Annotated in this window: 19 protein-coding genes; 9 read left to right on the top strand and 10 right to left on the bottom strand. The window is 66.7% G+C overall.

The window, feature by feature from the left end; genetic code table 11:
* Positions 1 to 162 precede the first annotated feature (162 nt).
* The 4 genes from MOQ72_RS19975 to MOQ72_RS19965 all read left to right on the top strand — a co-directional run bounded on the left by MOQ72_RS19975 (position 163) and on the right by MOQ72_RS19965 (position 3,322).
* A complete protein-coding gene (locus MOQ72_RS19975) occupies positions 163 to 366 on the top strand; it encodes a cold-shock protein (protein WP_242185398.1) in 204 nt (67 codons plus the stop codon).
* A gap of 108 nt (positions 367 to 474) precedes the next feature.
* Positions 475 to 678 carry an RGCVC family protein gene (locus MOQ72_RS45650; protein ID WP_372495479.1) on the top strand — a complete coding sequence of 68 codons (204 nt, stop codon included), beginning with the start codon at positions 475 to 477 and terminating at the stop codon, positions 676 to 678.
* A 304-nt stretch (positions 679 to 982) separates the two neighbouring features.
* Positions 983 to 1,939, top strand: coding sequence for an ABC transporter substrate-binding protein (locus MOQ72_RS19970; protein WP_277954372.1), 957 nt, complete (start codon positions 983 to 985; stop codon positions 1,937 to 1,939).
* Positions 1,940 to 2,341: 402 nt separating this feature from the next.
* The gene (locus tag MOQ72_RS19965; protein WP_242185396.1) at positions 2,342 to 3,322 is read left to right on the top strand and encodes an aldo/keto reductase; all 981 of its coding nucleotides are present in this window, start codon (positions 2,342 to 2,344) and stop codon (positions 3,320 to 3,322) included.
* A 165-nt stretch (positions 3,323 to 3,487) separates the two neighbouring features.
* Here the strand turns inward: MOQ72_RS19965 and oxc are convergent, their stop codons facing one another.
* Positions 3,488 to 5,218: an oxalyl-CoA decarboxylase gene (oxc, locus tag MOQ72_RS19960; RefSeq protein ID WP_242185395.1), complete on the bottom strand. Its 1,731-nt coding sequence runs from the start codon at positions 5,216 to 5,218 to the stop codon at positions 3,488 to 3,490.
* An 856-nt stretch (positions 5,219 to 6,074) separates the two neighbouring features.
* Positions 6,075 to 7,076 carry a TetR/AcrR family transcriptional regulator C-terminal domain-containing protein gene (locus MOQ72_RS19955; RefSeq protein WP_242185394.1) on the bottom strand — a complete coding sequence of 334 codons (1,002 nt, stop codon included), beginning with the start codon at positions 7,074 to 7,076 and terminating at the stop codon, positions 6,075 to 6,077.
* Between the two features lie 247 nt (positions 7,077 to 7,323).
* Between MOQ72_RS19955 and MOQ72_RS19950 the strand changes: the two genes are divergently transcribed.
* Positions 7,324 to 8,553 carry an FAD-dependent monooxygenase gene (locus MOQ72_RS19950; RefSeq protein ID WP_242185393.1) on the top strand — a complete coding sequence of 410 codons (1,230 nt, stop codon included), beginning with the start codon at positions 7,324 to 7,326 and terminating at the stop codon, positions 8,551 to 8,553.
* Between the two features lie 24 nt (positions 8,554 to 8,577).
* A complete protein-coding gene (locus MOQ72_RS19945) occupies positions 8,578 to 9,027 on the top strand; it encodes a VOC family protein (RefSeq protein WP_242185392.1) in 450 nt (149 codons plus the stop codon).
* 198 nt (positions 9,028 to 9,225) lie between these two features.
* Here MOQ72_RS19945 and MOQ72_RS19940 read toward each other — a convergent pair whose 3' ends face one another.
* Genes MOQ72_RS19940 through dgoD form a run of 4 tightly spaced genes read right to left on the bottom strand, consistent with a single transcriptional unit; the run spans position 9,226 to position 13,867 of the window.
* The gene (locus tag MOQ72_RS19940; RefSeq protein WP_242185390.1) at positions 9,226 to 10,566 is read right to left on the bottom strand and encodes an MFS transporter; all 1,341 of its coding nucleotides are present in this window, start codon (positions 10,564 to 10,566) and stop codon (positions 9,226 to 9,228) included.
* Positions 10,567 to 10,599: 33 nt separating this feature from the next.
* A complete protein-coding gene (locus MOQ72_RS19935) occupies positions 10,600 to 11,574 on the bottom strand; it encodes an NAD(P)-dependent oxidoreductase (RefSeq protein ID WP_242185388.1) in 975 nt (324 codons plus the stop codon).
* On the bottom strand, positions 11,571 to 12,671 hold the full coding sequence (locus MOQ72_RS19930) for a maleylacetate reductase (RefSeq protein ID WP_242185386.1): 1,101 nt from the start codon (positions 12,669 to 12,671) through the stop codon (positions 11,571 to 11,573). Before MOQ72_RS19930 ends, MOQ72_RS19935 begins: the two co-directional genes overlap by 4 nt.
* Positions 12,671 to 13,867: a galactonate dehydratase gene (gene dgoD, locus MOQ72_RS19925; protein WP_242185385.1), complete on the bottom strand. Its 1,197-nt coding sequence runs from the start codon at positions 13,865 to 13,867 to the stop codon at positions 12,671 to 12,673. The genes MOQ72_RS19930 and dgoD overlap by 1 nt, the downstream gene beginning before the upstream one ends.
* A gap of 115 nt (positions 13,868 to 13,982) precedes the next feature.
* Here dgoD and MOQ72_RS19920 point away from each other — a divergent pair, with 115 nt between their 5' ends.
* Positions 13,983 to 14,873, top strand: a complete 891-nt coding sequence (locus MOQ72_RS19920; protein ID WP_242185384.1) for a LysR family transcriptional regulator — start codon at positions 13,983 to 13,985, stop codon at positions 14,871 to 14,873.
* Between the two features lie 78 nt (positions 14,874 to 14,951).
* Here MOQ72_RS19920 and asnB read toward each other — a convergent pair whose 3' ends face one another.
* The 3 genes from asnB to MOQ72_RS19905 all read right to left on the bottom strand — a co-directional run bounded on the left by asnB (position 14,952) and on the right by MOQ72_RS19905 (position 18,741).
* A complete protein-coding gene (asnB, locus tag MOQ72_RS19915; protein WP_242185383.1) occupies positions 14,952 to 16,787 on the bottom strand; it encodes an asparagine synthase (glutamine-hydrolyzing) in 1,836 nt (611 codons plus the stop codon).
* 489 nt (positions 16,788 to 17,276) lie between these two features.
* Positions 17,277 to 17,576 (bottom strand): hypothetical protein, encoded by a 300-nt coding sequence (locus tag MOQ72_RS19910; protein ID WP_242185382.1) that lies wholly within the window; start codon positions 17,574 to 17,576, stop codon positions 17,277 to 17,279.
* A gap of 7 nt (positions 17,577 to 17,583) precedes the next feature.
* Positions 17,584 to 18,741, bottom strand: coding sequence for an AfsR/SARP family transcriptional regulator (locus tag MOQ72_RS19905; RefSeq protein ID WP_242185381.1), 1,158 nt, complete (start codon positions 18,739 to 18,741; stop codon positions 17,584 to 17,586).
* A 427-nt stretch (positions 18,742 to 19,168) separates the two neighbouring features.
* Between MOQ72_RS19905 and MOQ72_RS19900 the strand changes: the two genes are divergently transcribed.
* Positions 19,169 to 20,014, top strand: coding sequence for an SAM-dependent methyltransferase (locus MOQ72_RS19900; protein ID WP_242185380.1), 846 nt, complete (start codon positions 19,169 to 19,171; stop codon positions 20,012 to 20,014).
* Here the strand turns inward: MOQ72_RS19900 and MOQ72_RS19895 are convergent.
* Positions 20,004 to 20,219 (bottom strand): hypothetical protein, encoded by a 216-nt coding sequence (locus MOQ72_RS19895; RefSeq protein ID WP_242185379.1) that lies wholly within the window; start codon positions 20,217 to 20,219, stop codon positions 20,004 to 20,006. The two genes, MOQ72_RS19900 and MOQ72_RS19895, sit on opposite strands and share 11 nt — an antisense overlap.
* Before the next feature lie 87 nt (positions 20,220 to 20,306).
* Here MOQ72_RS19895 and MOQ72_RS19890 point away from each other — a divergent pair, with 87 nt between their 5' ends.
* The gene (locus MOQ72_RS19890; RefSeq protein ID WP_242185377.1) at positions 20,307 to 21,173 is read left to right on the top strand and encodes a Sco1979 family transcriptional regulator; all 867 of its coding nucleotides are present in this window, start codon (positions 20,307 to 20,309) and stop codon (positions 21,171 to 21,173) included.
* Positions 21,174 to 21,677: the final 504 nt, after the last annotated feature.

Genomic DNA, 21,677 nt, shown 5'->3' with positions numbered 1-21,677 from the left:
GTCGTAAGTTTTCTGGGTCCGTGTTGGCGCACGCTCGCAGGATGATGTTGCGGGCGAGCTGCTGTCTTTGGTGTTGCTGGAGTAGTTGCCGTCTGGAACCGCGACCCGGACTGCCACACGAGGTGGTTGTTCGCACTTCGCACGCCAACTAGGGAGACAGACATGGCGCAGGGAACCGTGAAGTGGTTCAACTCGGAAAAGGGTTTCGGCTTCATCGAGCCCGACGACAGCGGCGCGGACGTGTTCGTGCACTATTCGTCGATCGACTCGGATGGCTTCCGCAGTCTCGATGAGAGCCAGCGGGTCAGTTACGAGGTCACGCAGGGTCCCAAGGGACCGCAGGCCAGCGACGTACGCGCTGTCTGAGCAACCCCAGAAGGTGCTTCGACCGGTGGGAACCGGCGGGGACACCGAGCCACGGCTCAGCTCCTCCGCCGAGGGGAGTTGTGCCGTGTGCCTTCTTCGCTGCCCTCGATGCGGAAAACGGTTGCCATGACATCCAATAGCGCCCTCTCCAGCGGTTCAGAGTTGCACACCGACGACGGAAATCAGCTCTGCGCGGTGTGTCCTCACATCTGGATTGCCCACGACCCCATCGCTGTCCGGTATTGCACGGCGACGATGTCCCGCGCCCTCACGCGCGGGTGCGTCTGCCGCGATCAGCCCACCAACGACTAGCGCCACCCGACACACGCGGGTAGGCCGCCGGTGTCACACACTTGCTGCGCACGATCGGCTGGTACCGCGCACCCGGCTTGACGAGGCGGGTAGGCACCCTCGAAGTTCGGCGGGCGGAGTCGGTACACCTGCATGGTCACCCGAAGTACTTTTCGATTTCACCAACCATTGATCGTTTGACCGCCCGCTGACCAAACCTCTGATTCATGACCTTTCGGTATTTGGGTGATCTTGGCTGTAGGCGCAACGACACATCGACAAGGCCTCGTCACCCGCGTACAGCTCCGCCCGAGAGATCGCGTCCATGCGCGGTCGACCCGTTGACCGTGGAGTTCGAGCTCAAAACTCCGTTGGGAGCGTTTCCCGCGCTCTTCGCCCATATTTGGATAATTTGGAGTTCCGGCCGTTGCCGGACACCGAGACGCGGTACGCGTCGATGCGGAACGGTGACGTCGACCTGATTTTCGGTGGTTACAACGATGAGCTGATCCGCGCCATGCGCGACCAGAAGTTGAAGTTCTACTACGGGCCTGGCGATCTCGGTGAATACCTGCTCTACAACTTCAACCGGCCACCGTTTAACGATCGCCGAATGCTTGAGGCAGTCATCCGAGCGATGAACATTCCCGCGTTGGGTGCGAGTCTGTACAACGGCAGGCTCGTCCCGGCGGACAGCCTGTTCAACACGGATAGCCCGTACCATGCGCAGGCGGCGTCGGACGCGTGGCCGAAGTTCGATCCGGAGAAGTCCAAGCAGCTGATCCAGGAATACACGGGAAGCGGAGGGAACCCGAACTTCAGCTTCAAGACGTCGAACGCGCCGAACCGGGTGGAGTTTGGCGAGTTCCTGCAGGCCCAGATGGCCGCGGTCGGTATCCGCGTCGACCTGCGGTTCTACGACCTCGCGCAGTTCTCCTCCCAAGTCGTGCAGAGCGGCGACTTCCAGGCCACGACTTGTGTGGGAACAATCGATACCCCGTACCCAGCTGTTTGGCGTCTACTGCACACCGGAGCGCCCAACAACTTCGGCAAGTACTCGAATCCCCAGGTCGACGCACTGCTGGACGAGGCTGCGGGCACCATGGACCCGTCCGCGCACAAACGGGCCTATCAGCAGGTCGAGCAGCTCACGGGACAGGATCTCGTGTTCGCATACTTCAGCCACAGCAACCTATCCACCATCACCAGGCCCGAAGTCAAGGGCGTTGACCGCTACATATCCCGCGACATGTTCTTCGCGACGACCTGGCTCGACCGATGAGGGAACTGCTGACATGACCTACCTACAACTGTTGGCTCCAGCGGGCCCTCAAGAGGACCGTGCGCCCCGAGGCGAACAACTACCTCAGGCAGTCGTGTTGGAAGCCGGAGCAGTCGTGCGTCTCGACCTCGGCGGCGTGTACGGTCAGCGTGTGCGGGTCGATGTCATGCTTGCTGGTTGAGAGGCCCAGGAACCGGTGGGTCAGGTCCCCGTCCTCGCGGCGCGCGACCATCCAACCGACCGAGGGAACGCCCCGGCTGCTCCTGGAGTTCTTCGTCCCGTAGGGATGTTGATTATCGTGTGCGGCGACGGTCGGCGACCGCATCCTGCCGCTCGTACGACCTGGAAACGAGCGGCTAGCGCCGACGATGTCCGCGATCGAAGGATGACCGGAGGTTCGCAATGGAGTACGTGCGGTTGGGTGGCACCGGACTGAAGGTGTCCAGGATCTGCCTGGGAATGATGAGCTACGGCGACCCGAAGCTTCGCGAGTGGTCGCTCGACGAGGACGCCGCCGAACCGTTCGTCCGTGCCGCGGCCGAGGCGGGGATCACGTTCTACGACACCGCGGACGTGTATTCCCTCGGCCGGAGTGAGGAGATCACCGGCCGACTGCTCAGCCGCTTCTTCACCCGCCGCGAGGATTACGTGCTCGCCACCAAGGTGCACGGCGCCATGGGTGACGGCCCGAACGACCGCGGGCTGTCCCGCGGCCACATCATGGACGCGATCGATGCCTCCCTGCGTCGGCTCGGGACCGACCACGTCGACCTGTACCAGATCCATCGCTTCGACCCGCAGACGCCGGTCGAGGAGACGATGGAGGCGCTGCACGACGTCGTACGTGCCGGGAAGGCTCGCTACATCGGCGCGTCCAGCATGTACGCCTGGCAGTTCAGCAAGGCGCAGTACACCGCCTCGACCCACGGGTGGACCAGGTTCGTGTCCATGCAGAACCACTACAACCTGGTCTACCGCGAGGAGGAGCGGGAGATGCTGCCGCTCTGCCAGGACCTGGGTGTCGGCGTGATCCCGTGGAGCCCGCTCGCCCGCGGGTTGCTCACCGGCAGCCGCGGCCGGGGCGGCGAGAAGCGGACACTTCGGGCCCGCAGCGACTCGTTCGGCGACACGTTGTACGACGACAACGACTTCGCCATCGTCGACCGCGTGGCGCAGGTCGCCGAGAAGCATGGCGTCGCAGCCGCGCAGATCGCGCTCGCCTGGCTGCTGCACCAGCCGACCGTGACGGCACCGATCGTCGGCGCAACCAAGCTCGGGCACATCAAGGACGCCGTCGCCGCCGTCGATGTCCCGCTCTCCGACGACGAGCTGGCTTCCCTCGAGGAGCTCTACCAGCCCAAGCCGATCGCCGGTCACAGCTGATTACACGCCTTCTGCTTGCCGAAATCGGTTGAGGCAGGAGGCTTTTGTCCTCCCGCCTGTCCTGCGGGGGTCCACTTGGGACGTCCTGATGGGACAGACGCGACGAGAGCCTGATCAGCGGCACCCGGAGCCGTCAGCCCTCGGGTGCCGCTGGTCGGGCAGGGCTCACTTCTTCGAGGTGAGGCCCTTCGGGTTGAGGTGTTTGATGTTGCCGGACTCGGTGCCGTCCGCCGGGTCGATGACGCAGTCGATCAGCGCTGGCTTGCCCTCCGCGAGGGCCTTCCGCAGCATCTCGCCGACCTGGTCGGGGGTCGTGGCCTGGTATCCCGTACCGCCGAACGCCTGCATGAGGACGTCGTGCCGCGCCCGCAGGTACGTAGGCGCTGGGTCGCCCGACGGGGAGGCATCGTCACCGCGGTACACGCCGCTGTTGTTGAGCACCAGCGTGATCACCGGCAGGTCGTAGCGGGTGATGACCTCGGCCTCCATGCCGGAGAAGCCGAACGCCGAATCGCCCTCGATGGCGATCACCGGCTGCCCCGTCTCCACCGCGGCCGCGATGGCGTAGCCCATGCCGATGCCCATCACGCCCCACGTGCCGGAGTCCAACCGGTGCCGCGGCACGGCCATCGGGATCGTATTGCGGGCCAGGTCAAGGGCGTTGGCGCCCTCGTTGACGACGTACGCCTCCGGGTGCTCGGCGATCACGTCGCGGATGGCTTGGAGTGCGCCCAGGAACTTCATCGGCTGCGCGGTCTTCGCCGCCTCCAGCCGCTTGGCCATCTTCGCCACGTTCGCCGCGGACTTCTCGCCCAGCTCCTCCCGCCACGCGGAAGGCGCCGCGATCTGCCCGGGTTTCGTCCGCTCCACCAGCGCGTCCATCACCGAGCCGATGTCGCCGACCAGCGGGGCGGCGATCGGCTGGTTGGAGTCCATCTCGTTCGCCGCGATGTCGACCTGGATGAACTTCGCGTCCGGGTTCCACTGCGGCGCATCCCCGTGCCCGAGCAGCCAGTTCAGCCGCGCCCCGACCAGCAGCACGACGTCCGCCTGCTTCAGTGCCAGCGACCGCGCGGTCGCCGCCGACTGCGGGTGGTCGTCCGGCAGCAGCCCCTTGGCCATCGACATGGGCACGTACGGAATCCCGCTCGACTCCACGAACTGCCGGATCGCCTCATCGGCCCGCGCGTACGCCGCGCCCTTCCCGAGCACGATCAGCGGCCGCTCCGCGCTGGCCAGCAGCTCGATCGCCCGGTCCACGGCCGCCGAATCGGGTATCTGCTTCGGCGCGGGATCCACGACCTCCCACAGGGACTTCTCGCCCTTCTCCTTGTCGAGGATCTCGCCCAGCACCGCCGCCGGGATGTCCAGGTACACACCGCCCGGCCGACCGCTCACCGCCGTACGGATCGCCCGCGCGATGCCCCGCCCGATGTCCTCCGCCCGCGACACCCGGTACGCCGCCTTGCAGAACTGCTTGGCGACCGCCAGCTGGTCCATCTCCTCGTAGTCACCGCGCTGCAGGTCCACGATGTGCCGCTCGCTGGAGCCGGAGATCTGCACCATCGGGAAGCAGTTGGTGGTGGCGTTCGCGAGTCCGACCAGGCCGTTGAGGAAGCCCGGCGCGGAGACCGTCAGGCAGATCCCCGCCTTCTGCGTCAGGAACCCGGCCGCCGCGGCCGCATGCGCCGCGTCGCTCTCGTGCCGGAATCCGATGTAGCGGATCCCGGAGGACTGTGCCAGGCGCGCCAGGTCCGTGATGGGGATGCCGACGACACCGTAGATCGTCTCGACCCTGTTCAACTTCAGCGCGTCGACGACCAGGTGGATCCCGTCCGTCAGGGCAGCCGTGTCGTCCCCCTCCGCTTCCGTGGCCTTTGTGACAGCGTCCGTCATGGTCCGGATCCTCCCTAGGGGCCGTTCGTCCGTTCTCTGCAAGCACCAGCGATCTCAGTCGCCAGATTGTATGCAGTATCCTGCATCCCGTCGTTGAGGGCTAGGGGGTGGACGGGGTGGATCGTCAGCGCGCGGAAGGACCGCCCCTGTGCGAGGGGTCGGCCCCTGGGTTCGTGGTTGGTGAGGTCCGGCTTCTGCCCGCAGGTGTCGCACAAGATCCGTCCAGGCGAAGGGGGTTGCGGACAGGGCGATGCAAACGGGGTTGAGGTAGCCGGCCGCCGATGTCGTCCCCGCCCGGATTTCGGGTGCTCACGACGTGTTTTGCGGCAGGTCACTGGTCTTGCTCCACTTCTTTGAACTGATCGGAGAGAGCTCGGTCTTGGGGTCGGGCCTGCAGCTCCCAGTTGGTGGTTCCGCGTCAGCTGGCCGGGCGAGCGGGAAGAGGAGCCTCGCTGCTCGGTGTCCTCGACGGCGGATGAGCTGAATGGGCGGACGTGATGGGTGTCACTGGATGTTGCTTGGCCCGTCTCGTTGGAGAAGGTCTCGCAGGCGGGAAGTGGCGGTCGGCCGCCGCATGGGCAACGGCTGGTTGATGCTGCCCGCACCCGAACCAAGCACACGCACAGTGGGGTCACCGGTTGCAGCGATTGGAGCTGGACCCCGCCACAGCAGGCCAAGCGCGTTGGATGTTTGCGCAACGTCGGGAGGGCACGAGTATCGCCGGAATCGTCGGGCTCAACGATCAAGATGTGCCGTGCAGGTCCGGGTCGTAATCCGCACCGTGCTGACCAGGCGTGGCGGGTACCGACCGGGGCAGCGCAAAGTGCTGCTGCGTTCCCAAAGGATCTGATGTCGATCAATTGTCGGGACCTCGCCGCGGCTCGCTATTCGAACTGTCGGCGATTAGGGCGGCAAATCCGTCGAGATGCCGAGCGAGACCGTATTCGAACAATCGATTGAGATCTTCAGCTGTCCCTCCTGGGACTTCCGCCAGGAGCGGGAATTTTGTGCGGTCGGGGAGTTTTCGTGCTTGCTCCCGTTGCGTTGCCCGCCACTGGTCGAGCGTGATACCTGTGCGCTGTTCGGCGTCGACTTCTTCTGCCAGGGATGCGGCAGCGGTGAGGACGAGCGCGTGAATGGTGAGCGCTTCGCGCATCCGGGTGGCCATCGACAGGCCGAGTCCGCCGAGCGCGCGGAGTGTCCACTCGGTGTGCGCCATCATGTTCGGCGCGAGGAGCGGCCGGGTGAACGAGACAACTTTGGGAAGCCAGAGATGTCGCCGGGACAGTTTCCACTCCTCGCGGGCGATCAGTTCGAGTTTGGCGCGCCAGCCTTCTGGCCCTTCTCGGGGGAGGACGATCTCACCGAAAGCGCTGTCGGCCATCTGCATCAGCAGTTCTTCCTTGTTCGCGACGTTTCGGTACAACGACATCGGGCCGACGCCCAAGTGGGCGGCAAGTCGCCGCATCGACACCGCGTCGAGCCCCTCGGTGTCGGCGACCATGATGGCCGCCTGCAACAGCCGCGTCCGTTTCGCCGACTGCTCGGCGGGTCCGGGCCCGTGAAGTTCCGCTGCCGTAGGCATCTCGGGCGTGGCCTGCTTGGCAGGCAGCTCGTGACTGCCGTGTGCGCTGGCACTGACCACGGTGCCTGCACCGACCCTCGGTTCGACCAACCCTTCCTCGCGGAGGACCGCCGCTGCCCGGGTCGCGGTTGCGACTGCCACGCCCCAACGCTGGGCGATCTGCCGGATGGAGGGCACCCGATCTCCGGGTCTGAGATCACCCCTCTCGATCCGGGCACGGATCTCCGCGGCGATCACTCGGTACGGCGGACTTGGCCGCTGCGTCGATGACATGGTTCCCCTGTCCGACAGTGCGATGCTCGACGAGCCAGTGTACTAGTCGACTTCTTAAATGTACTAGTACGAATTCTCCAATATGCCGATTGAACAGCACATAGTATGGCGATACTTTGTTCTCGAAACAAGATACGGCGTACGCGTGCGGCCATGTGCACGCATCGATCGTCATCCGATCCATCTCGGTCCGGTACGCCACCGCTCACGGCGGGCTCCGGACCACGACGACAAGCAAGGAGGACCGATGCAGAGCCGCAGCATCCTCGTTTCCGGTGCCGGGATCGCGGGACCGGCCCTGGCGTACTGGCTGCACAGGTTCGGGTTCCATCCAACTGTGGTGGAGCGCGCCCCCGAGCCCCGTAGCGGTGGCCACGCCGTCGACATCCGCGGAACGGCTCGGACGGTGGCCGAGCGGACGGGCATCGTTGCTCAGGTCCGGCAGGCGCACACCGGAGCACACGGCATGGCGTTCGTCGACCGCACCGGCAAACGGGTTGCGACGCTGAGCACTGAGGTGTTCGGAGATTCCGGTGGACCCATCGCCGAAATGGCGATTCGTCGCACCGATCTCGCGCGGATCCTCTACGAGGCAACCCGTGACGACGTCGAGTACGTCTTCGGCGATTCGATCACTGCGGTCGAGCAGGACGAGCACGGCGTCCATATCGAGTTCGAGGCGGGTCGCGCACGGCGATTCGATCTGCTGGTCGGCGCGGACGGGGTGCACTCCAACGTCCGCCGACTGGTGTTCGGGCCGGAGCAGCGCTACATCCGCGACCTGGGCTGCTACGTGTCGCTGTTCACCACCAGCACCACGTTGGACCTCGACGGCTGGCAGCTGATGTACACGATGCCCGGAGGGACGGGCCGTGCGGGCAGAACGGCCGGTCTTGCTCCCTTGCCCGAGCCGGGAAAGACGTTGGCCGGGTTCTTCTGGCGCTTGGCACCCCAGAAGTACGACAGGCATGACGTCGACGAGCAGAAGCGAATCGTGGCGCACAGCTTCGCCGGTGAGGGCTGGGAGATCCCTCGGATGCTGTCCGCCATCTGGGACGCGCCGGACTTCTACTTCGACCGGGTCAGCCAGGTTCAGATGGACAGCTGGTCACACCGCCGCGCGGTGCTGCTCGGGGACGCTGGCTACTGCGCCTCGCCGATGTCGGGAATCGGCACCAGTCTTGCCCTGGTCGGCGCGTACATCCTCGCCGGAGAACTCGCCGCGGCCGACGGTGACCACCACCTCGGCTACGCCCGCTACGAACAAGAGATGCGCGAGTTCGTCAACCGAGCTCACGAGTTCGCCCGTGGCGCAGGAGATGGCGGGCTGATGCCGGACTCGCGCGCGCAACTCTGGCTGCGCAACCAGTCCGTCCGGATCCTGCCGTACCTGCCGAAACGCCTGGCCCACCGAGGCATGGAAAACGTCGCCAACACCGTCCGGCTCAAGGATTACGCAGCACTCGCACACCGCTGATACGCGAAGCCGAGGAGCAGAGGCATGCAATTGAGCACCTTCCTGTGGTTCGACGGTCAGGCCGAGGAGGCCGCCAACCACTACACCGGGATCTTCGTCGACTCCGAGATCATCGACGTACAGCGCGCGCCGGACGGCCGGGTCACAACCGTTGTCTTCGACCTGGCCGGACAGCGTCACATCGCATTCAACGGCGAATCGCCACTTGCCTTCAGCCCAGCCATCTCCCTGTATGTCGAATGCGGCACGCAGGAGGAAATAGACGCGGTATGGGCAGGACTCACCGACGGAGGTCAGGAGGGGCCTGGCGGCTCGTTGACCGACCGGTTCGGCGTCACATGGCAGGTCATGCCCACAGCACTGGGTGAGCTTCTGGACGGCACCGAACGCGATACAGCCGATCGAATCCTGAACGCGGTCCACGGCATGACGAAGATCAGAATCCAAGGCTTGATCGACGCCTGCCACCGTTGAGGAATCAGTCGAATATGAATGCGCTCAAGGGCAATCACAGCCGCGGAACAACTCGAAAAGGTGCGTGCACCATCGCCATCTCTCAGCGACTAAGAGCCTGTCCGTGGTCCTGGTGCGGGGCATGGGAAGGGCCTCTGCTAGTGATCTTGACACCACATCACGGATCCGCCTGGGCAGGGGGCGAGTTCGGGCGAGACGTCAGCGTTCGGCGGTGGGGACGGTGACGTTCAGCGTCTTGGTGGGGTCGGCTAGCGGGATGCCGCGGGTTTCCGGTAGCGCGAGTACCGCGACGAATCCGGCTGCGGCGACGATCGCCATCGCTGCTGCGAGGAGGATCGGCGAACCGGAGGCGAGCGTGACGAGTCCGACCGCGATCACCGGTGCGGGCCCGGCCAGCGCGGCGCCGGGGATCTCGCGGGCGAGGGCGAAGCCGCTGAACCGGTAGGCGGCGGGGAACAGTTCGACGTAGTAGGCGGCTTGCGAGCCGAACATGGCCAGGCAGCTGCCGAACGCGAGCCCGAACGCGATCAGGATCAGCACCGCGTTGCGGGTGTCGAGCAGCCAGAAGAAGGGGAACGGTACGAGCGCGCACACGGCGCTGACCACGAGGTACGCGGGTTTGCGGCCGCTGCGGTCGGACAGCTTGCCGATGATCGGGATGGCCGCGGCGCCTACCGCGCAGCCGAAGAGCAGCGCCACCAGTGCGACGCTCTTCGAGACGTGTTTGCTGGCGAGGTAGCTCAGCGAGTAGGTCTGGACCACGTAGATGTTGAACGCGAGCACGCCGTTGGCGACCATCGCGAGCAGGAACCGCCTCGGGACGACCTTGAGCATCGTGGCGAGCGGCAACCTGGTGCGTGCCCTGGCTTGCTTGATTTGGGTGAACACGGGTGATTCGGGGACCCGGAGGCGGATCATGAGTCCGATGCCGACGACGATGAAGCTGAGCAGGAATGGGATTCGCCAGCCCCAGGCCAACAATTGCGGCTCAGGTAGCGCGGATACCGCGGCGGTCACGGCGGCGGCGAGGCCGATGCCGAGGAACACGCCGCTGGCGGGGAGTGAGGCGAAGTAGCCGCGGCGTTTGTCGGGGGCGAACTCGGCGACCATGATGACCGCGCCCGCGTATTCCGCGCCCACGCCGAGTCCCTGGACGAGTCGGCAGATCACGAGCAGTACCGGGGCGAGTAGTCCCGCGGTGTGGTAGGTCGGTAGCAAGCCGATGACGACGGTGGCCGCGCCCATCAGCACCAGGGTGCCGACGAGGGACGCGCGGCGGCCGTGCTTGTCGCCGAGGTGCCCGAAGATGATGGCGCCGAGCGGTCGCGCGAAGTAGCCGACCCCGAAGGTGGCGAATGAGGCGACCAGTCCAGCGGTGGTGGAGAAGCTGGGGAAGAACAGGGTGTTGAAGACGAGTGCGGCGGCCTGGCCGTACACGGCGATGTCGTACCACTCGATGAGGCTGCCGACCACGGCGCCGGGGGTGAGGCGCCGCCTGGACTCAGCCCAGATCGCCTCTCGATCGAGGTTCGCATCCATGGTCGCTCCTCCTTGAGCTGAACCAGAGCGGGATCAGCGCGCCGATCTCGCTCGCACGAGGTTGCGTGGCGGCTGTCCAGCCACCAGTCGGTTGATGTTGTCCGCGATGACGGCGTACCGCCGGTGCGGGAGCTGGTGGGTCCAAGCGCTGGAATGCGGTGTGCACCACGCGTTGGGCAGATCCCAGAACGGTTGCGTCGCCGGAGCGACGACATCGTCGGACGTGGTCGGGTAGCGGTACCAGACGTCGAGGATCGCGCCGCCGATGCGTTTTTCGCGCAGCGCCGCGTAGAGGGCGTCCTCGTTGATGATCGGGGCGCGGGAGATGTTGACCAGCACTGCGTGCGACGGCATCGTGGCAAGCGCGGCGGCGTCGATGAGACCGGTCGTTTCCGGGGTCAGCGGGCACGCGACGACCACGTAGTCGCTGCGCGCCAACAACTCGGGCAGCGATTCGGTGGGCAGCAGCTCGGCCACGTCGTCAGGTATGGCGAAGTCGTCGACGGCGGCGACTTGGACGCCGAAGACTGCCGCGCGGGCGGCGATCGCGCGGCCGATGCGTCCGTAGCCGATGATGCCGAGCGTTTTCCCGTGGATCTCACCGTGGGGGGTGCGGTGCCGGTACTGTTCCGGCCAGTCGGCCGAGGTGAACGCTGCCTGCATCGTCGCGGCCCGGATTTCCCATTCGAGGAGCCGGGCGAGGACGAACTCGGCGATCGGGATCTCGTGCTCGAAGACGTTGGCCACCATGGTTTCGGGGTGCAGGGCCGCGAGGTCGACCCCGTCGAGTCCGGCGCCTGGCACGTGCAGCAGCCGAAACGGGGGCACGTCGCGATCTTCGCGAAACCAGCGCAGCGTGATCACGACGTCGTCGGGTTCGATTTCGGCGTCGTGGCTGGCCGAGTTCGCGGTTTCGCGGGGCCAGGAAACGATCGGATGTGGGCTGTCCAAACCAGAGCGCAGTTCGTCCTCGTGCTCAGCGGCTTGGCCGATCATGATGATCTTCATGACCGGCCTCCTGGCCGGTCTCCGCGCGTCGCAGCGTCCAAAATGGACTCGACGACGTCCTTGGTCACCGGGGCGGGGTTGCCCGCGAGGCGTGGATCGTCGTGGTCCTCGGCGGTCGTCGCGATCTCGACGGCGCGTTCGAGGTCGCCGGGTCCAAGTCCGGCGTCGGTCAGGCGCACCGGCAGCCCGGCATCGGCGGCGAGGTCCCAGATGGCGCCGGGGAGATCCGGCGTGCCCATCGCGTCGGCGATGCGGCCGAGCGGTTCGGGCGCGCGGCGCACGAGGTGGTCGGTGACGTAGGGCAGCACGACCGCGTGCGCGACCCCGTGCTCGACGCCGAAGCTGCCGCCCAGCATGTGCGCGATCGCGTGCTGGAGCGCGAAACCGCCGGTGAGCGCGGCGCCGCCGAGGTAGGCGCCGTAGAGCAGTTCGTTGCGCACTTCCAGGTCGTCCGGGGCGGACGACAGCCGGGGCAGCGCGTTCGCGACGACGCGGGCGCCCTCGACCGCGGCCGGGACGAGCAGCGGGCTGATGGAAGGCAGGTAGACCGAGTCGACGCAGTGCGCCAGCGCGTTGAGCGCGCTCGCGGCGCTGATCGGCAGCGGGAGCTGCTGGGACAGTTCGGCGTCGTAGACCACTGTGGACGGTCGCATGGCGAGGCTTTCGTGCATGCGCTTGATGCCGTCGATGGTCATTCCGCAGAACCCGGTCATCTCCGAGCCCGAGTACGTGGTGGGCACCGCGATGATCGGCAGGCCGGACTCGTAGGCGATGCCCTTGCACAGCCCGGTCGCCGCGCCGCCGCCCACCGCGACGAGGCAGTCGGCGCCCGCGCTGGCGGCCTTGTCGCGGCCGCGCCGGGCCAGCTCGATCGGCACCTGGGAGACCGCCTCGGGCAGCAGGCCCGCGCAGCGGTCCCCGATCTGCGCGGCGATCCGGTTGCCGAGCGCGACCCGGCCCGGTGTCGTGACCACGAGGGCGCGCTGGGCGCCCAGCCGCTCCACCTCGTCGCGCAGGCCAGCCGCGCTGCCCGGACCGAACACGACGCGCGGTGGGGTCGCGTTGTGCACGCCTCCTGGGTAGTCGAAGGTCCGCATCACCAGTCCACCACCGTTCCGTCGGCGAGCACGGCGGAACCGCTGTGCGGCACCTCGGGCTGGTAGGGGTGCTTCGCGGCCTCCCGTTCGTCGACCTCCACGCCGAGTCCGGGTTCGGTGGGCACCTGCCAGTGACCGTCGACGCGGCGCATGGGCGTGCGGACGACGTCGTCGTACCAGCTCACGGCGCCGCTCATCTCTTCCTGGATGAGGAAATTCGGGGTGCTGACGTCGAAGTGCAGCGCCGCCGCGCCCGCGATCGGCCCGTTCGGGTTGTGCGGCGCGATCCCGACCAGCTCGGCGTCCGCGACGGCCGCGATGCGCTTGCCTTCCAGCAGACCGCCGGTGTGGTTGAGGTCCGGCTGCGCCACGTGCACGGCCTTCGCCGCGAGCACCGGCAGGAACTCGCGCAGGCCCACCAGCCGTTCACCGGCGGCGATCGGAGTCCGGGCGCGACGGGTGACCTCGCGCAGCGCGTCGGTGTCGCCTGGCTGCACCGGTTCCTCGCAGAACAACGGGTCGTACGGCGCCAGCACGTCGATGTACTGCAGGGCGGCGGCGATCGACGCGGTCCGACCGTGGAAGTCGATCATGATGTCGACGTCCGGCCCCACCGTGTCGCGCAGCGCGTCCATCAGCTTGTCCACGTGGCGGCGTTCGGCGGCGACGGTCAGGTGGTGGCCGTACGGGACGAGCACGACCTTCAGCGCGTCGTAGCCCTGCTCGACCACGGCGGCCGCCTTTTCCCGCGCCTGTCCGATGTCGACGGTGTCGTAGACCGAGCGCATGTCGCCCAGCCCCAGATGCGTGTACACGCGCACCGAGTCGCGGACTCGGCCGCCCAGCAGCCGCCAGACCGGCTGGCCGAGCGACTTGCCGAGGATGTCCCACAGGGCGTGCTCGATGCCGCTGATCGCGGTCGCGCCGATGATGCCCAGCCGGTAGTAGCTGTGCTTGGTCATGATCCGCACCAGCTGCTCGATGTCCCGGGGATCCCGGCCGACGATCATGCTCGACAGGTCCTCGATCGCGCCGAGCACGGCGCGCGTCTTCCAGTTGAGGCTGGCCTCGCCCCAGCCGTGCAGCCCGTCGGTATCGGTGCGGACCTTGACGAGGATCCAGTTGCGCATTTCCGCATTGACGACGGTCGTCTCGACCGCGGTGATGCGGATCGGGGGGCCCTCGGGCACGGACATCCAGGCGACTCCTTCGTGACGTGGTGGGCTCACGCTAGGAGTCGCGCGTCGATTACGTCCAATTTCTTGTTCGCATGTATTGATTCGGTGCGATTATCAGCCGAGCATCGGGGGAGTGGACCGATCCTCACTCGAATGTTTCGTCGCCCTGGCCGAGGAGTTGCACTTTCACCGCGCTGCGGAGCGCTGCCACATCAGCCAGCCCGCGATGAGCCAGCAGATCCGCAAACTCGAACGGCAGCTCGGGCTGAGGTTGGCGCACCGGACGAAGCGGACCGTGTCGCTGACCCCGGCGGGCGAGGTGTTCGCGGTGGAGGCGCGCAAGACGCTGCGCCAAATGGACGTCGCCGCGGAGCTGGCCTTGCGCACCGCGCACGGGGAGATCGGCCAGCTGACCGTCGGCGTGACTTCGCCCGCGCTCTACGTGGTTTTCCCCGAAGTCGCCGCCCGATTCCGGGAGCGGCTGCCCAAGGTCGGGCTGGTGGTCCGCGAGCTGACCACCGCCGAACAGGAGCGCGCCCTGATGCACGGCGACATCGATGTGGGTCTCGTGCACCCGCCGTTGGAGGAGTCGGCACTGGCCACTGAGCAGATCGGCCGCACCGCGTTCCAAATCGCGCTGCCGGACGGACACGAACTCGCCGAACGGGACGAGGTTCGGTTGAGCGACCTCGAAGGCGAACCCGTGGTGATCTTCCCCCGGCAGATCGCGCCGCACCTCTACGACACCGTTCTCCTGCTGTGCCAGAACGCTGGCTTCAGCCTCAAAATCGCCATGGAGGCGCATCCGGCGCAGTCGATCATCGGGCTCGTCGCGTCCGGGGTCGGACTCGGCTTCATCGCGTCGCGAACCCAGCGGCTGGCCCGCGACGGCGTGCAGTACCGGCCGATCAGCGGTCCCCGGCCGTACCTGAGCATCGGCGTGGCGTACCACGCCGACAGCAGTGCCCCGGCCACGCGCGCCTTCGTGGCCGCCGCCCACGTGGCTGGCCGGGACATGCGGTAGCTGCCCGCCGAGCTCAGCCTCGCCCGCCACCCTGGCCAACCTGCGGGGCAGGTTTGGCCAGGGTGCGCCGCCTGCCGGTCAGTCCAGTTTCAGGACGGGTTTGCGGAGGTCGAGCCAGGTGGCGAAATCGAGGATTCGTTCGAGCCCGGACCGCTGCGCGTTGGTGATCGTGGCGATGGTCGCGGTGCTGGCGGCCTTGACCGCGTCCCGATCGTAGAAGTCCAGGACCCGGTGGTCGCTGTCGAGGAGGTCGTGGACGTGCCCCTGGATGGCGGCCAGGTAGTCGGGGTCGAAACTGCCCGGGTAGCCGCTCTTCTTCCGGTTGGCCACCGATTCCGGCAGCACGTCGCGCGTGGCGCCGCGCAGGATGCTCTTCTCCCGGCCGTCGTAGGTCTTCAGCGACCAGGGTGTGTTGAACACGTACTGCACGAGCCGGTGATCGCAGAACGGCACCCGCACTTCCAGGCCGACTGCCATCGACATGCGGTCCTTGCGGTCGAGCAGGCTCTGCACCATCCGGGTCAGGTGCAGGTAGCACACTTCGCGCATCCGTCGCTCAAGCCCGGTTTCGGAGTCCTTGTGCGGCACCTCGCGCAGCGCCTGCCGGTAATGGTCGGCTTTGTAGGTGTCCAGGTCCAGTTTCGCGGTGAGCTCCGCGTTCAGCAGTCCGGTGGTGTTGATGGGCGAGCGCGTGTTAGCCAGCCAAGGGAAGGTGTCCGCGTTGCGCTGGGCTTCGTCGTGGAACCACGGGTAGCCGCCGAAGACCTCGTCGGCGGACTCTCCGGACAACGCCACTGTGGACTTCCCCCGGATCGCCTTGAACAGCAGGTACAGCGAGTTGTCCCGGTCTCCCATGCCGACCGGGATGTCGCGGGCGCCCACCGCGGCGGCCCGCACGGCCGGATCGGCCATCGCGGCACCGTCCAGCACGATGTCCTCGTGCTCGCAGACGATGTGCTCGGCGACCGCGTGCACATAGGGGGTGTCCTGGGTTGGCGCGATGTCCTCGGCCCGGAAGTTCTCCGCCTGGTTGGGGAAGTCCACGGCAAAGCTGCGCACCACCTCGCCCTGTTCCTGCAATTGCCCGGCGGCCAGGGCGGTCATGGCCGAGGAATCCAGCCCGCCCGACAACAGCGTGCACCGCGGCACGTCGGCGACCAGCTGCCGCCGGACGATGTCGTCGAGCAGCTCACGCACCTGCGCCACGGTGGCCTGCTGGTCGTCGGTGTGGTCACTGACCTCGAGCTTCCAGTAGCACGTTTCGCGTAGGCCGTTGCGGTCGACCACGGCCAGATGGCCGGGGCGCAGCTCGCGCATGCCTTCCCAGATCGCGTGGCCGGGCGTCTTGGCGAATGCGAAGACTTCCCGCAGCCCGTCGAGCCCGACCACCTGCTCGGCGAGCGGGTTGGCCAGGATCGCCTTCGGCTCGGAGCCGAACAGCACACCGTCCCCGGTCTCGTAGTAGTAGAACGGCTTGATCCCCATCCGGTCCCGGATCATCACCAGCTTGTCGCTGCGCGTGTCCCAGATGGCGAAGGCGTACATGCCGTTCAGCCGCTCGACGAGTGCCTCGCCCCACTCCACGTAGCCGCGCAGCACCACCTCGGTGTCCGAATCGGTGTCGAACCGGACACCGCGCCGCCGCAGCTCATCGCGCAGCTCGGTGAAGTTGTAAGCCTCGCCGGAATAGACCATCGCGACCGCGCCGTCCGGCGTGTCCACCACCATCGGCTGAGCGCCACCGGGCAGGTCGATCACTGCGAGCCGACGGTGTCCAAGCGCGGCATGCCGCGCATACCAGGTGCCCGACGCGTCCGGCCCGCGGCAGGACATGGTCTCGGTCATCGCGTCCACCTCGGCCTGCTGCGTGGTCAGGTCGCGACGGAACGAAACCCACCCGGCGATGCCGCACATTGTTACCACCCCATCACCAAAAGATGTTTTTTACGCTAACTAATTACTTAGGCTAGGCTTCTCGGCTGCGGCCGGCATCCAACAGACGAGTGACCGCCCCGCCGCGGCCGGTGACCTATCTCACTCGGGGCCAAGGTGTGTGCGAAATGGCCGATAAGTGCCTGAAACCGCAGTTCAGGGCCTAGTGATGCTTTTGGGTAAGTCGCGGCAGCGGCCGGGCCGTCGTCCGTCAGCGTGCTCGGCATGCCGGTGCGGCCGAGTGTGGATCGGCCTGGCGGTCGCCCGGGGAAGGGTGATGTTTTACCGGGCTTGCGGTGAGGTAGCGGGTGAGCATGGCCACGACTCGTTCTCGAACCGGGGGATGTCGATGGGGTCTGGTGCGGCGATGAGCTGGTGCACGGCCCCCAGAGCCACACGGACACCGTCATCACGAGCGTCGTTCGCGCACTCGCGCGTGCTGAGCGGGCGAAGGCCCTCGTTCACAGTGGGCTACTCGATGGGTTTGCGGGCGCGGCTGCAGATGAACAGGTAGAACCAGGTGCGGAAGCGCGGGTCGAGCAGCAGGTCGCAGCAACTACGCAACTCGTCCTCCGTGAGTCCATTGGCCAGCAGCGGTGCCTCCGCCTGCTGTACGTAGTTGCGGTAGAGCAGGCATCCGGTGGTTCCGCCGGTGACCGTCTCGCGGTGGTGCAGGGTGTGCAGGTCGACCAGCCCGGCCTCGGCCAAGTGCCGCTCGATCTTGTACGCCCAGTTGGCGGAGACGCCCGCCTTGGGCACGACGACGTCCATCGCGGTGTCATAGACCCGCTTGAACAGGTCCGCATCGGATGTCCAGCACGACCAGCAGGCGCTTTCCGTCGACCAGCGTGCGGAAGCGGCCCGCGCGTTCGCCGGGATCGTGCGGGATGGCGGTGCCGTCCAGGCCGAGGGCGCGCAGGAAGGCCGCGAGTGCCTCGGCGGGTTGCACCGGCCGGTCCGGGCCGAAGCCGCGCAGGTCGACGTAGAGCTGACCATCCGGGAACCGGTCCCGGACGCGGTGCGCCCAGCGCACCACCAGTGCGGTCTTCCCGACCCCGGCAGTGCCCACGACCACCGAGATGACCACGGACTCACCCGCGGCGCCCAGCAACTTGTCCAAAAGGGACAGTTCTGCGTCGCGACCGACGAATCCGGTGACGTTGCGCGGCAACTGCGCGGGCACCGGATGCGCTGCGGGCCCGCCGTTTTCGAGCGGTGCACCCGCCAGGATGGTGGCCTCCAGTTCGCGCAGCTCCGACCCCGGCTCGAGCCCAAGCTCCTCGACCAGCACCGACCGCGCGTCGCGGTCGGCGGCCAGCGCGTCGGCCTGCCGTCCGGTGCGGTACAGCGCGGTCATCAGCAGCGCGTGCAGGCGTTCCCGAAGCGGATGTCGGTCCACGAGTTCGGTCAGGTCGGCGACGACCGCGGCGTGCCTGCCGCAGCGCAACTCGGCGGCGTAGCGGTCCTCGGTGGCCACCAGCCGGAGTTCGGTGAGCCGCCTGACGTCCGCGGCCAGTTCCGGCATGTCCAGGCCCTGGTACGGCTCGCCACGCCACAGCCGCAGCGCCTCCCGGATCAGCTTCACGGTCTGCTGCGGTTCGGTGACCTGGCCAGCCTGTTCCAGCAGTGCCGCGAACCGGTCGGCGTCCAACTCATCGGGCCGAACCGCCAGGCAATAACCGCCCGCGCCGAAGGCCAACCTGGCCGGGTCGTCGAGCATGCCGCGCAGCCGGTGGACGTGCAGTTGCAGCCGGTGTGGCAGCTCGTCGTTGGTCTCGCCCGCACACATCGCCTCGACCAGCGCGTCCATGGACACCGGCTCGTTGGCCCGCGCCAGCAGCATCGCCAGCAGCCGCTGCCGTAAAGCCCCGGACACCGCCATCGCGGCGCCGTCATCGCGGGAGAACCGCACCGGCCCCAAGACCTCGAACCGCACGCTGATCCACCCCCGCTTCCGTTTCCCGCGCAAGGACGATAGAAGAAAGCATCAGCAACATGCCGCAAAACGGCGCAACGCAACTCGTCTGCGCCGGAGACCCGCTTCAGTCCGGACGGCGAAACTCTTGCCAGCGGGAGCTTGGACCCAACGGTGCGGTTGTGGACGTTCGACGTCGAGCACGCCGAACAGTCGAGGAACTGCTCCGGTAGGCCGAGCAGCGGCGGTGCACCGGTCTGTGAGTTCGGTTGTAGTGCGTTCTCTTCGGCTTTCCTCGTACTCGTTCGGCGAGCTCCGTGCTGGTGACGCGGTGGTGGTCAGCGACGGGGCGGAGCTCGTACTGGCGACAGTTTTGTCGGCTCGACCACGCACCAGATGTGGACGATAGAGTGCACACGGATTTTTGTGATCATCGTTGGAGGGCGTCATGTCGGGCACGGATTGGCTAGGGTCGAAAGCGGATGAGGATGGTTACCGTCCTCCTCCCGATCTCCACACGGACAAGCCGCATCCGGCGCGGATCTACGACTACTTGCTGGGCGGTCGGGACAACTTCGCGGCGGACCGGGAAGCGTCCAGCGGTATCACCGAAGGCTGGCCGAACCTGCCGAAGTCGATGCGCGCGAACCGCGACTTCCTGGTTCGGGTGACGCGGTACCTCGCGGCGGAGCTGGGCTTCCGGCAGTTCCTCGACGTCGGCACCGGACTACCGACCTCGCCGAACCTGCACGAGGTCGCGCAAGAGGTGGCCCCGGAATCGCGCATCCTGTACGTCGACAACGATCCCATCGTGCTGGTGCATGCGCGTGCTCTGCTCACCAGCACACCGCAGGGGCGCACCGCGTACGTGGACGCGGATCTGCGTGACACGGACGCGATCCTGAATTCCGAGGAATACCGGGAGATTCTCGACCTGGACCAGCCGGTTGCGCTGACCCTGCTCGCGGTCATGCACTACATCCTCGACCAGGGGGAGGCGCGGGACATCATCGCCCGTCTCATGGCGCCGCTGCCCCAGGGCAGCGCCCTGGTGGTGTCGACCACGACGCACATCAGCGCGCCCGAAGAGGTGCACAAAGGCATTGCCTCCTACAACGCGAAAGGGATCCCGGCCAGGTCGATGGACCAGACCGAGGTCGAGGACCTCTTCGATGGCCTGGAACTGCTGCCTCCTGGCGTGACACTGATCAACCATTGGCACCCGGACGACGCCGCGGCGAGATTCACCGACGCCCAGGTCCACATGCTCGGGGGCGTTGCCATCAAACGGTGACCAGCGGAACTCCCTGCCGTTCGCCGCGCTTCCAGGGGTCTGCGAACATCCTCCCCTCCCGCCAGCACCCGTCGCCGTACTGGAGATGCGTGATCGTGACAGACGCCGTCAGGACGGTGCCGCGCAAGGCCGTCACCGTCGTACAGATAGGTGGGATGCCGCCCGAAGCCGGTTGGTAGAACAGGCGGCCCACCATCGCGGCCACGGCAGAGATTCTCCGCGGATACGGCACTATCGGTGCTGAAATCGATTAATATGCTGCGGTCGCAGTCCGCTGTGCAGGAGGTCTCGCGTGGCTGGAGGGAGTGTCTCGGAGAGCGGCCCCACGGCTCGTCGTCTTGTGCTGGGCAGCCAGTTGCGTCGGTTGCGTGAGGCCAGTTCGATCTCTCGCGAGAACGCCGGAGACGCCATCCGTGGTTCCGAGTCGAAGATCAGCCGTCTCGAATTGGGCCGAGTCGGCTTCAAGGAACGCGACGTTGCCGACCTGCTCACACTCTACGGCGTGGACGACCCGGAGGAGCGCGACACGTTCCTGAACCTGGTGCGCCGATCGAACGAGCCGGGTTGGTGGTATCGCTTCAACGACCTGTTGCCCTCGTGGTTCCAGGACTACGTGGGGCTGGAGGAATCCGCTTCCCGGATCCAGACTTACGAGATCCAGTTCGTGCCCGGTCTGCTGCAGACCGAGAGCTACGCCCGTGCGGTGGCCACGCAGGGTCGTCCAGACTTTCCGGAAGACGAGCTGGATCGGCGGGTCCGGTTGCGCATGCAGCGCCAGAAGCTGTTCAGCCAGGCGAAAGCGCCGCGGTTGTGGGCGGTGATCGACGAGTCGGTGCTGTACCGGCCGATCGGCGGCTCGGCGGCGCTGCGCCAGCAGATCGAGCATCTGCTCGATGCGACCACCCTGTCGACGGTGTCGCTGCAGATCCTGCCGCTGGAAGTCGGTCGCTCCAGCGCGGAAGGCGCCTTCACCGTGCTGCGCTTCGCCGAACCGGAAATCCCTGACATCGTCTACCTGGAACACCTCTGCGGCGCGCTGTACCTCGACAAACCTGACGAAGTTGAGGTCTACAGCACCGCTTTCCACCGCCTCACCGTTGACGCTCATCCCCCACAACGCACCCGCACAGCACTGGAAACCGCACTCGAAGATCTCTAGTGGCCAGGCGGCCCGGAAACGTCGGTGCTCCAGCAAGGAAGACAGGACGTACGGAAACGGAACGGGTTGCGTTCGTTGACGTAATCATCCCGCGCCGTCCAAGACCCTAGGCGTTCGTGTGCCGGACCGCGGTGATGTGACCTTCTGGCTCCGAACCGCACAACGCTCCTTTGCTGGCCCACGCCGCAGCACCGCCCGGATCATCGGTGATCATGGGCCACGATCCCGGCCGACCGCCTTCAGTGCCAGCGGCGGCAATGGGTTCGATCGCCACCTCACACTCGTCTTCTGACGAGGTAGACCGGCCGCGCGCCGATCGTTGATCACCGGATGATCACGACCATGGTGCGTGCACGTGCAGCTGCGCGTGCTACTGCTAGTGTGCGTGCACGATCAACTGCACGTGCAAGCGATCGTGCAGCGTTAATTCGGGGAAGGGTGGGGTTCGGATGACGAACATCCAGAACGGTATGCCCGCGCAGCAGCTTCCCAACGTGGTGTGGC

Origin of the sequence: Saccharopolyspora soli (assembly GCF_022678645.1) — a bacterium.
GTDB lineage: Bacteria > Actinomycetota > Actinomycetes > Mycobacteriales > Pseudonocardiaceae > Saccharopolyspora > Saccharopolyspora soli.
The sequence above is the reverse complement of the archived record's forward strand: the minus strand, read 5'-3'. Positions and strand labels throughout refer to the sequence as shown.